General features: G+C 34.9%; 6 protein-coding genes. 2 read left to right on the top strand and 4 right to left on the bottom strand.

Annotation, left to right across the window (positions count from 1 at the left end):
* Positions 1-3: 3 nt before the first annotated feature.
* Positions 4-726, bottom strand: a complete 723-nt coding sequence (locus Q0838_RS05220) for a DUF6624 domain-containing protein (protein ID WP_298952092.1) — start codon at positions 724-726, stop codon at positions 4-6.
* A 298-nt stretch (positions 727-1,024) separates the two neighbouring features.
* Entirely contained in the window at positions 1,025-2,158 is a 1,134-nt protein-coding gene (gene hemW / locus Q0838_RS05215; RefSeq protein ID WP_298952090.1) for a radical SAM family heme chaperone HemW, read from the bottom strand.
* A gap of 166 nt (positions 2,159-2,324) precedes the next feature.
* On the opposite strand from hemW, the gene Q0838_RS05210 reads away from it, so the two are divergent.
* A complete protein-coding gene (locus Q0838_RS05210; RefSeq protein WP_298952088.1) occupies positions 2,325-3,260 on the top strand; it encodes a serine hydrolase in 936 nt (311 codons plus the stop codon).
* Positions 3,232-6,051, top strand: coding sequence for an Npt1/Npt2 family nucleotide transporter (locus Q0838_RS05205; protein ID WP_298952086.1), 2,820 nt, complete (start codon positions 3,232-3,234; stop codon positions 6,049-6,051). Before Q0838_RS05210 ends, Q0838_RS05205 begins: the two co-directional genes overlap by 29 nt.
* 65 nt (positions 6,052-6,116) lie before the next feature.
* Here the strand turns inward: Q0838_RS05205 and Q0838_RS05200 are convergent, their stop codons facing one another.
* Together Q0838_RS05200 and Q0838_RS05195 are read right to left on the bottom strand one after the other, a co-directional pair.
* Complete coding sequence (locus tag Q0838_RS05200; protein ID WP_298952083.1) at positions 6,117-7,382, bottom strand: serine hydrolase; 1,266 nt, start codon at positions 7,380-7,382, stop codon at positions 6,117-6,119.
* Complete coding sequence (locus Q0838_RS05195; protein WP_298952081.1) at positions 7,379-10,291, bottom strand: PEP/pyruvate-binding domain-containing protein; 2,913 nt, start codon at positions 10,289-10,291, stop codon at positions 7,379-7,381. The genes Q0838_RS05200 and Q0838_RS05195 overlap by 4 nt, the downstream gene beginning before the upstream one ends.
* Positions 10,292-10,519 lie beyond the last annotated feature (228 nt).

Raw genomic sequence — 10,519 nt, 5'->3', positions numbered from 1 at the left:
GTACTATTGTTCTTGAGCAACGTTAAACTCTAAGTCCCAAAAAACAACATATTCAGATAGTGGTCCCAAGCCCATAATCGCTCTTCTAGAATCTACTTTGCTAGGCTCCTTTAAATCATAAAGTTCATAATTACCGTCTTCATTCATAGTAATTTGAGAGCCGTATAATTGCTGCTTACCAGCATCCATGAGCATTCTATCCTGCATTAAAGCAATACCCTGACGTTCTAAATCTCCTTTGTTTGCAGCTTCTAGCAGTTGCGGAAAATATTTAGTTCGTTTATCTGCACTAGCATGCTGTATCACTAACCAGATAGCACTCATACCTTTATCTCCAGCTGTATCAACATTAGGCATGCCGCATTTTGCGAGAATTTGCTCTACAGAATTCAAGTTGTTTAAATCCAACTCTTCATCCATTAGGTTATCAGTTCTATTTTCCTGATCTCTATCGTAAATGCGTTCTAGAATTCTATTTAAATTACTACAGTCTACCTTATTTATATCTTTAAAAACAGGTTCTTTTTTAAGCGCAATACGTGCCAATTTAGGATCTTGAAACTCGACTTTTCTAAGTACATTTTGATCATTTATAAACCAGTTAGCATAAGGCAAGTCTTCAGATAGAAGATCTTTCTCTGCCTTAGTTAGCAGCTTTCCCTTTTTATCATAATAAGCAACATCGTCTGGCATAGTAAAATCATTTACTAATATCAGGTCTGTCATCTCTTCATAGTTAATACGAGTGAGTTTTTCTTGCTTACAAGAAACGAATGTGATGAAAAAGATAAAACTGAAATATTTGCACATAGCATGGCTTTTAAAAGGTCGATTACTAAGGTAGTAGATTCTACACAAATTTAGATTTAACTTATATTATAAAATCTAACGAAGAAGTTTCTAGCAGATCCCACATAAATTTGAGATTAAATTTCTTGAGTATAGTCGTGCCTAATTTTGCGGGAAGACAATTAGAGTTTTAATTATATTTTTTCATTAACCTGCGAACATAACATACTCAAAGCTAGGACAGATTAACCATAAATAATGCACTAGCAATACCATCACTTAAAAACTTACCTTTTCTAGTCACAAGCAACGTATCGTCATCAATGTAAAGCAAGTGATCTTTAAGATATTGGGCAGCTTGTTTTAAAAGATATTCTTTAAAATTAGGACCGAAATCCGTTTCTATCTTATGTAGTGAGACTCCATAAATAGTCCGTAAACCAGTCATAATGTACTCATTATATCTATCAACTACGGTAAGTTTTTCTATTTCCATAGGTAACTCTCCAGCCTGAATAGCTTTTAGATATTTGACGTTATTATTGATATTCCAGCCACGTTTTTTACCATCAAAACTATGTGCACTAGGACCTATACCTATATAGCTTTTTCCTGTCCAGTAGGCGGTATTATTTTGCGAGAAGAAACCTGGTTTACTGAAATTAGAAAATTCATAGTTCTCAAAGCCATGCAGTTGCATAACGTCTAGCAAGATTTGAAAATGCTCTTGTGCCACCTCATCATCTACGTTTTTAATCATTCCTTTTTCTATGAATGATTTAAGTGCTGTATTATCCTCTACAGTAAGTGCATAACTAGAAATGTGTGGCACTTTTAAATCTATAGCTTTATTTAGGTTTTCTCTCCACCGAGCCTCGCTCATGCCTGGAATTCCATATATGAGATCTATAGAAATATTAGGGAAATAAGGCACGGCAAATTCTATACATTCCTGCGCTTCGGTAGCGTTGTGTGCTCTGTTCATGAGTTTAAGATCTTCTTCAAAAAAGCTTTGAACTCCTATAGAAAGTCTATTGATACGTGTGTTTGAAAAAGCAACTATCTTTTCCTTAGTTAAATCATCAGGATTTGCCTCAAGAGTAATCTCTGGATTTGAACTAACTGTATAAAAATCAAAAACGGTTTGTAAGATTTTATCCACCTCGGTAACCTCTAGTACACTAGGTGTCCCACCACCTAAATATATAGTTTGCACAGTGGTGTTTTTAAATTCGCTTTCGCGAAAGCGTAACTCATCACAAATAGCATCGATAATATCCTTTTTGTACTTTAAATTAGTACTAAAATGGAAGTCGCAATAGTGACAGGCCTGTTTACAAAATGGAATATGTATATAAATACCGCTCATAGTAGCAAAAGTACTAGTAAAAATTCTAGTAAAATAAAGGTGTCAGATAAAAAGTGTTAAATATTGGTTTTTAAGGTATTAAATCGTAAAATAAGTTTATATTTATAAATATTGTTTGTATATTATTTTAATTAAAATTTCTAAAATATTTATGTTAAAAAAAATAATGTTTCTCTTCAGTTTACTGGTGATTAACTTAGCTCTGGCAGGTGATAATTCTCCTTTAATAACTCACCAAAACCCACAACTAGAGGTGATCAATTATCAAGATGCTGGTTTACAGCTAGCACTACAAGATCAAATTAACGCAAACACTCACTGGAGAGATCTTATCCAGCAAAGAAGGATGTCTATAAGTCTAGTTGATATATCCAATAAGGATAATATTAAGTATGCAAATATTAACGGTGATCATATGATGTATGCTGCAAGTATGCCTAAAATTGCTGTTTTATATGCTGCAATGGATGCTATAGAAGAAGGTGACCTTAGACTTACTAAAAAAGTTCAAAAGGATATGTGGTTAATGATTAGTAAATCCAATAATGCTGCATCTACGAGAATGATAGATCGTGTAGGTTTTCAAAGAATAGAAGATCTTATGTGTAATCCTGAGAATCCTTTTTATGATAAAGAAGGAAACGGTGGTTTATGGGTAGGAAAAAGATATGCCGCACAAGGAAAACGTAATCCAGAGCCTATAAGAGGTCTAAGCCACGCAGCAACTACTGACGCGGTTGCAAAATTTTATTACCAACTTGCTACAGGACAACTAATCAATAAAAGCCGCAGCGCACAAATGCTTACATATCTCAAAAATCCAGGTTTGCACCATAAATTTGTAAATACGCTAGATGTAATCGCTCCAGGTGCTACTCTTTATAGAAAAAGTGGCTCTTGGAAAAAATGGCATTGCGATTCTATAATGGTTATAGACGAAGCTAGAGGTAAAAAATACATTCTAGTAGCGATGGTAAAGGATACAAATGGAGAACAAATTATAAGAAGTTTAGTAAAACCTGCAGAGATTGCACTAGATCAAAGCGGTACCTTAGCCCCAGATTTACAAAAGAATGAAGTCATTATTACAGCAGGTACATAAATTTTTTGACATTAGGGATGGAGAAGAATCCATTTCCTTAATGATGCAGCTGTATATATTCCTAATTATATGCGCACTACTGATAGTTAAACCTACAGTGAGTGCGCTTTTTTTATCTCAGTTAGGTGCAGAGAACTTATCAGTTGCCTTTATCATAATCGCTATAACAGCGGTAGTGGTATCTTTTATTTACAATAAATACTTAGAAAAATTTGCCCTGCGCTACATTATAAGATCAACACTTATCTTATTTTCTGTAGGATTTATTGCTATGGGATGTATCGTGGCTTTGGGATGGGTAACACCGTTTTTCTCTTATCTTTTCTACACCATGGTAGGTATGTTTGCTCTTTTAGCGACTTCTCAATTTTGGGTTTTGGCAAATGTGGTATTTAATGTTAGAGAAGCAAAAAGACTTTTTGGATTTATAGGAGCCGGTGGTATTGCAGGTGGTATTATAGGTGGTTATCTTACTTCTATCCTTGCTGGATATTTAGGTAATGGTGTTTTGATGATACTGTCTGGAGTACTAATAGCGGCATGCAAAATCGTTTTTAATCGCATCTGGAAAACTCGCGTTCAAACCTTGAGTAAATTTAAAAGGAAAGAACGCGCTACTGTATCTACAGAGTCTTCTATAAAGCTTATTTATAAATCAAAACACCTCACTTACCTTGCTGCTGTTATAGGACTAGGCGTTCTAGTTGCAAAACTAGTCGATTACCAATTCAGTTACATCGCGGCTGCAAAAATTCCTGACCCACAGGAACTAGCTTCTTTCTTTGGTTTCTGGTTCAGTACATTTAATATTGTTTCTTTATTAATTCAGCTTTTTGTAACTAATAAAATTTTAGAAAATACAGACATCAGTGTAAGTCTTATTGCCTTACCTATAGGGATAGTTTTGCTTTGTCTTGCTCTACTCGTTTTTCCAGAGCTATGGATAGTTATTATCATTAAAGGCCTCGATGGTAGTTTAAAGCAATCATTACATAAGAGTGCCGTAGAATTACTAGCGTTACCTATACCGTCTAGCATTAAGAATAAAACTAAAACTTTTATAGATGTAGTTGTGGATAGCCTGGCCACAGGTATAGCTGGATTTTTATTGATATTTGTAATCAAAGGTTTAGAGTTATCTGCCACATACATCACTTTAATTACTATCCTTATAGTTCTTGTATGGATAATAGTAGTCTTTAAAGTAAGAGATGCCTATCTAGGTACTTTTAAAGAAAGCATCATGATGCGAGAAAACATGGGCAGCACTAAAAAATCAATAGGTCGCATACGTCAGAATATGCGTGTGATTTTTGAATCAGGATCAGAAAAAGATATTCTAGAAATTATTAAGCGTTTACCAGAAATAACGCATCCATCTCTTAAAAACGATGTTCTCAAATTACTAAACCATGAAAGTCATAAAGTAAAAGCTGCTGTTGTTGATAGTCTTAGATATATTACAAAAGAACCACAAACTAAGGTTCAAGATTTTATTTATATAAAAGATGACACTCTTATCATGGCTACTATGCGTTATCTAATGTCACAAGACAAAATCTCTTATCAGTTCTTTGAACAGTACTTAGATTATGAAAATGAATTTATAGCAACTGCCGCTTTACTAGCGCTAGCAAGAGAGTCTGAAGACAACCCTACTCTAGCTGCAAAATACAATCTCCACCTGAGGATAAAGATGTTTATCGACGAGCTAGAAAGTGAAGATAGCGACCTGAAAATATCTGAAATCGCTAGACTAATAGAAACTCTAGGTTATGTAAAAAGAACAAAGTATCATGACATTATTGAAACGTATTTAAAACACCCTAATCCTATTCTAAAAAATGCTGCAATATTAGCAGCTGGAGAAACAGCAAGAGAAAAATTCTTGCCTGTACTTTATAGCGAATTGGAGAACATCGCTTATCGTGAGAGTAGCATTAAAGCCATCTCTAGTTTTGGTAACGCTATTATACCCACTCTGTATAAAAAGTATCTAAACGCAAACCTTAACAGCCAACAAAAATCACAGATACCGACTATTATTAGTAACATCCATACTGAAAAGGCTTATCGTGCTCTGTTTAAAATGAGTCAACGTGGTGATTTTAAATTGAGAACTAAAGTAGCCGACTTACTTTATACATGGCGCAAAGAGGGAATTGATTATTCTATTAATCAGCGTACTTTAAGATTAATTATAGCAAATGAATCTAAATTGTATAGACAATTATTAGGTTGTTATTTTTCCATCCGTATTATAGAACGATCAAAATTGCAACCGCTCAAAGTAATCTCCTTACCTGAAAAAACAGAAAGGTCTCATTTAATTCAACAATTAAAAACATCTCTAGAACTAAACCTAAAAAGAGTTTTCAACTTACTCGCCTTATACTACAATCCAGAAGATGTATTTGTAGCATACAGAGGCTTAAAAAGTGAAACTAAAGAGTCTCAACTACACGCTATGGAATACTTAGAGGGTTTACTAAGTAGAAACCTTAAAACGCTTCTATTACCGATACTAGAAAGCGGCACGTCTTCTCCTAATCAAGAAATGAGTGACTACCATAAACATGTCTCTTTACTCAATCAAGAAGATTGCCTTAAAACGATTATGTATCTTGAAGATGAGTCCTTACAAATCAAAGCCATCGCCTTATTAAAGATAATAGAAGATGACTATTCCTACAAGTTACTAATAGACGCCTCAGATTTAGCATCTAATAAAATAACAGAGGCTGCCTTAGAAGCATTAAAATTTAAGAATGGTAAACAACGCAGTGCCTAGATAATTAAAATAAAAAAAAGCTGACATTTTAAAGAAGTCAGCTTTTTTTAGAAACCATAGAAATATCACTTCTCTTCTACCTCATATTTTTTTCTAATAGCTTTATCAATAGCACTTGCTAGATAAAGATGTGCACCAGCACTATTTTTACTCAACACGTTACTTTCTAGACATACTATATAATTGACACCACTAGGGTGCTCTACTATACAAACACTGTTCATATAATTGTACACATTTCCTTTATATTCTCCATATGGAGTCCCTAGAGATTTATTATTACTATAAAAACTACCAGATTTAAAATACACTGCAGCATCATTTAATTGTGGGCTTGCTCCATACCGTATTCTGCGATCAGTCATGTAGAGTAAACGTTTGATCTCAAGACTAGACTCCTCATCTACTACAAGACCTTGTTCTAGTTTAATAAAGTACTTCATTAAACCTTTGGGTGTTCCTATAGAACCGCCTTTACTACCTACATAACGATCTGGACCATTTGTAAACAAACTGCCTAATCTCCACTCATCATTGGTAATACCTAGATTTCTTAAAGGATCATTTACCACACTTATTGCTATGTCAGTAATTTCACTCTTATCTACCTGATCAAAATAAGCGTCTGCTTGTTCTTGAGTTAAATTAAAGTACTCATCGCCAAAAACACGCATTAACATCGCTTCTCTCCATACTATACTCGCTGCGCCGTTATTACTAACGCTTAGCATGTGATCCACCCATTCATAAAGGGTAAACTCGTCACTAGCGATAACAGTACGTTTTACATAACTGTCCTTTTCTATATTATAAATAGGAATCGTATGATGATCATAAAGACCCCAATTACCAGATTTTACCACCTTATTACGCATTAAATTAGTACGCACATTAAAATCCTCTGGACACAGGTTTTTTAACTCTGTAAAAAATGCAGTTGCTACCGCTATTTTACCTACACTGCCTGGCTGGAAACCAGTATTTTCATTCATCTCTGCATAGCGCGTATTATTGACATCTGTAATATCCAACACTGTTATACCGTATCCAGAACGACTAGGGAAAAGTCGCAACATCTCTTTCTGGAATTCGGTATCTACAGACATAATCTTATCTATGGAATCTGTTTTTTCACACATCCATAGATTGATCTCATCATACTTTTTGAAAGATCCTTTTCTAAGATAGTATTCATTAAGAGTACTATCTAGAGTCTTTTCAAGTCTTTTAAGTCGCTTTATCCCAGTCTTACTAAATCCATCAATAGGATAGAAAGCTAGCAAGAAAACCCCTGTAAATAAGACTGCTATTATTTTTGTTATATTTTTCAAATTGCGATAGGTTTATGTAATAATAAGGCAGTGTTTACATCAACATCTGCATCGATAGAATTTAGGTATTCAGAATTTACAGCTTGTGTATTTTCTACAAATGGTCTTATCTGGAATAAGTACATTTTACCATCCTTAAAACCTAACTCAATATCCCATGCGCCAGTATAACTACCGTCTTTAGAACCTGGCATGATCTCGTGCACCGTTTTAGCAAACTCTCTAATGGTTTTTAAATTTTGCGACGTTAATATACTTGTGTCAAAATCTACATGCTCCATCACAGACCCACCAGTTATAGGTAATTTGCGTTGCTTGTTTTCTCTAGCCGGAGAGATCAATAAACCTTTTCCTTCTTGATCTATTAAATACGTTTCGGCGTTCTGTCCATCTACAGCACCACCAGCACCACGACTCATAGCAACCGTAATAGAATTCTCATTATCATTAATAAAATCTTTAGTAATTAACACACCACTATAATCTACATCTACCGTGGGAATAATTAATATCGATGGATATACGTTCTCTGGATTTTCTAGATATACTTGTCTCCATTTAAAACTACGCTCTGTATAAGGACTGGCCCATACCTCGCGTATTCCATTGATTACTTTTTCTCTTGCCACAGCATTAAAAACAGTAAGGTTTAAACCGGCTCCAGTAAACTCTTCAAGGTCTTCCATATTGGTATCACTACGCAAGAATACAGGCACATTACCTAATTTATCTCCTAGAATAGATTTAAAATCAGCCTCTAAAGCATTGATAAAACTTGGTTTAAATTCCATCTTAGAAATAGCGTCTCTAAGAATAGCTAATTCACCTAGCTGGTAATCTATAATTTCTTGTTCTGATTTTCCATCTGCTTTTAACTGTTTCGCTTTCGCGAAAGCGGACATCAAAAAGTCCCAGTAACTACCATTAGTTTCTGGCATATTTTGATTCATATGATCTTTAAAAACCCCAAACGGAATCACAATCCCATTCACTACTCTATCAGGGAAAAGCTGTTTTAATTGACCCAAATTTGCCGCCTTAGGACCACAAAGAATACCACTGTCCGAACTGCCTACAGCAGCCATGTCTAAAGGTAAGACGCCATCTAGTTTAAGTTTACCTTCTGGAATTCTGATGGTTTTCTTCTCTTTCTTGCTAGCGGTATTGAAAAGAGCATTTTCTTTATCATTCATGTCGCTAGCCGATTTAATAATCACCGTACCACGATTACTCACAGCATAGAAAATCTCTTCTCCATCAAGTTCTTTTAAATCATTTAAGTTATCTATAGAAATAGCAGCGTTAGGGATACCTAAATTACGCGCCAATAATTGCACGTGAGAAACTAGATTTCCTTCTGACACTGTTGCTATACCAGCGACAGGTTTTAAATCGCTAGGCGGATGATCAAAAATGTAAATTTTATTAGGGTCTACCTGCATACCTTCGGCATTACCGCTTACTACTACCAGTTCTCCTTTTGTATATCCAGGGTTAAGACCTCTTATGGTACTCACATTATTTACACTTGCTATCTGACTAGTAAGACCTATCTGTCTAGAGACTAGACCACCTAAATTACCTATCGCATCACCTAGAGGTAAAAGCAAAGAACTTCTTATACGGTCGTCATAGAAACCATATGCCTTAGGCTCAAACTGAGAATATTGTTCTACCACGTCGCCATAAATAGCGTTTACCATACCTGTTCCCCATTCTACCTGACTACGGCCAGTATTGATAAAATCGAGTAATTCATGTGCTTTTATAGTCTCACCATTGGCTAGAAATAATTCGCTTTCTATTGCGTACCATTCCCACATTTCTACATAACCAGCACTTGCTAGTGCCTCACTAAGGGAATATATTTTATCCAAATGTTCTTGAAGATCTACCGGCTGCCAGTTACCTGCCTGTTGGAAAATTAATTCTTCTAATCTTAAACTTAATTCTAGTGCATTAGTACGTCGTGTACCTCTTTTATCATCCTTAATATTGGTTTTAATGTCGCACATTAAATTTGCAGCTGCAGGTACTAATATGGCAGGGTCTGTTTCAGTAGCATAAAATTTTGAGAACCACTCTGTTTGTGTTCTTATGTAAGCATCTTCATTCCAGTCTGCCACCATTTTATTTAAATCTCTTACAGACACTGGTTCAAAAAACTCTTGCATATCGCTCATAAGTTTATTGAAGTCTTTTTTAGATTGCTCACTTATATCGGTTTCATTTTTATCTAGCCATTTTTTTACAGATTCAATATCAGCAGCTTGTGGATTACCGTGAATTTTAATCCTGATGTCCATAAACTTTGAGTGACGCTCTGCAAGTACTTTACTTAGACTTCTAATATCTTGAGCCAGGTTAGTATCTCCATCATGTGGTATATCGCGCAAACTCTCTCTTATTAAAAAGAAATCGCGCTCTACGAGATCGTTATCTGATAGTATGGTGTAATAGAATTTACGTCCCCATTCTTCTTCGTCCTCAATTTGTTTTGCACCGCGATAAAATTTAGAACGTTCTTGTATCCAGCCATTATCAACAGACTCTAGATATTTACCTAATTGATATTGTTTTACACGACTGTGATTATTATTTCCATCCCAAAAATCCCATACTTCATTAGAAGCAAGAATTTCACCCAAAAAGATATGACGTTTTCTAGCCAGTTCTTCAACATCTTTCTTATAACTAGCATGTTGTATTCCTTCACCTATAACATCTGGACAAGGATCTTTTGCGTCTCTAATGGTACCGTCTGGGCAAAACCAGTTGATACTCTTGTACGGTCCACGATCGAGCTGTCGGTACTCATTGATCATTTCTTTGATACGAGTATCTGTAAATTCTTGTGCAGTGGCAACACTACTCGCAATAATCACTAATAGCAATAAAATTCTTTTCATAATATCAAAAGTATTGGGAATCAACATAATTAACCACTACTTAAGAACAGTTTAACTCTAATGTAAACAATAAACTAACCTTTCTTTTAATAATTTGATAATGGTGCATTTTAAATAGCAAAAACATAACCGCATATTAAAATGTTTTCAAATGCCTAGCGTTTTATAGTAGAAAGGGTTAAGCTGCGTTAATATATGTTAACCGACTTCTATGTATAAGAGGAATAG

This window comes from uncultured Nonlabens sp., assembly GCF_947495285.1.
In the GTDB taxonomy this organism is placed as follows: Bacteria; Bacteroidota; Bacteroidia; order Flavobacteriales; family Flavobacteriaceae; genus Nonlabens.
The sequence above is the reverse complement of the archived record's forward strand: the minus strand, read 5'-3'. Positions and strand labels throughout refer to the sequence as shown.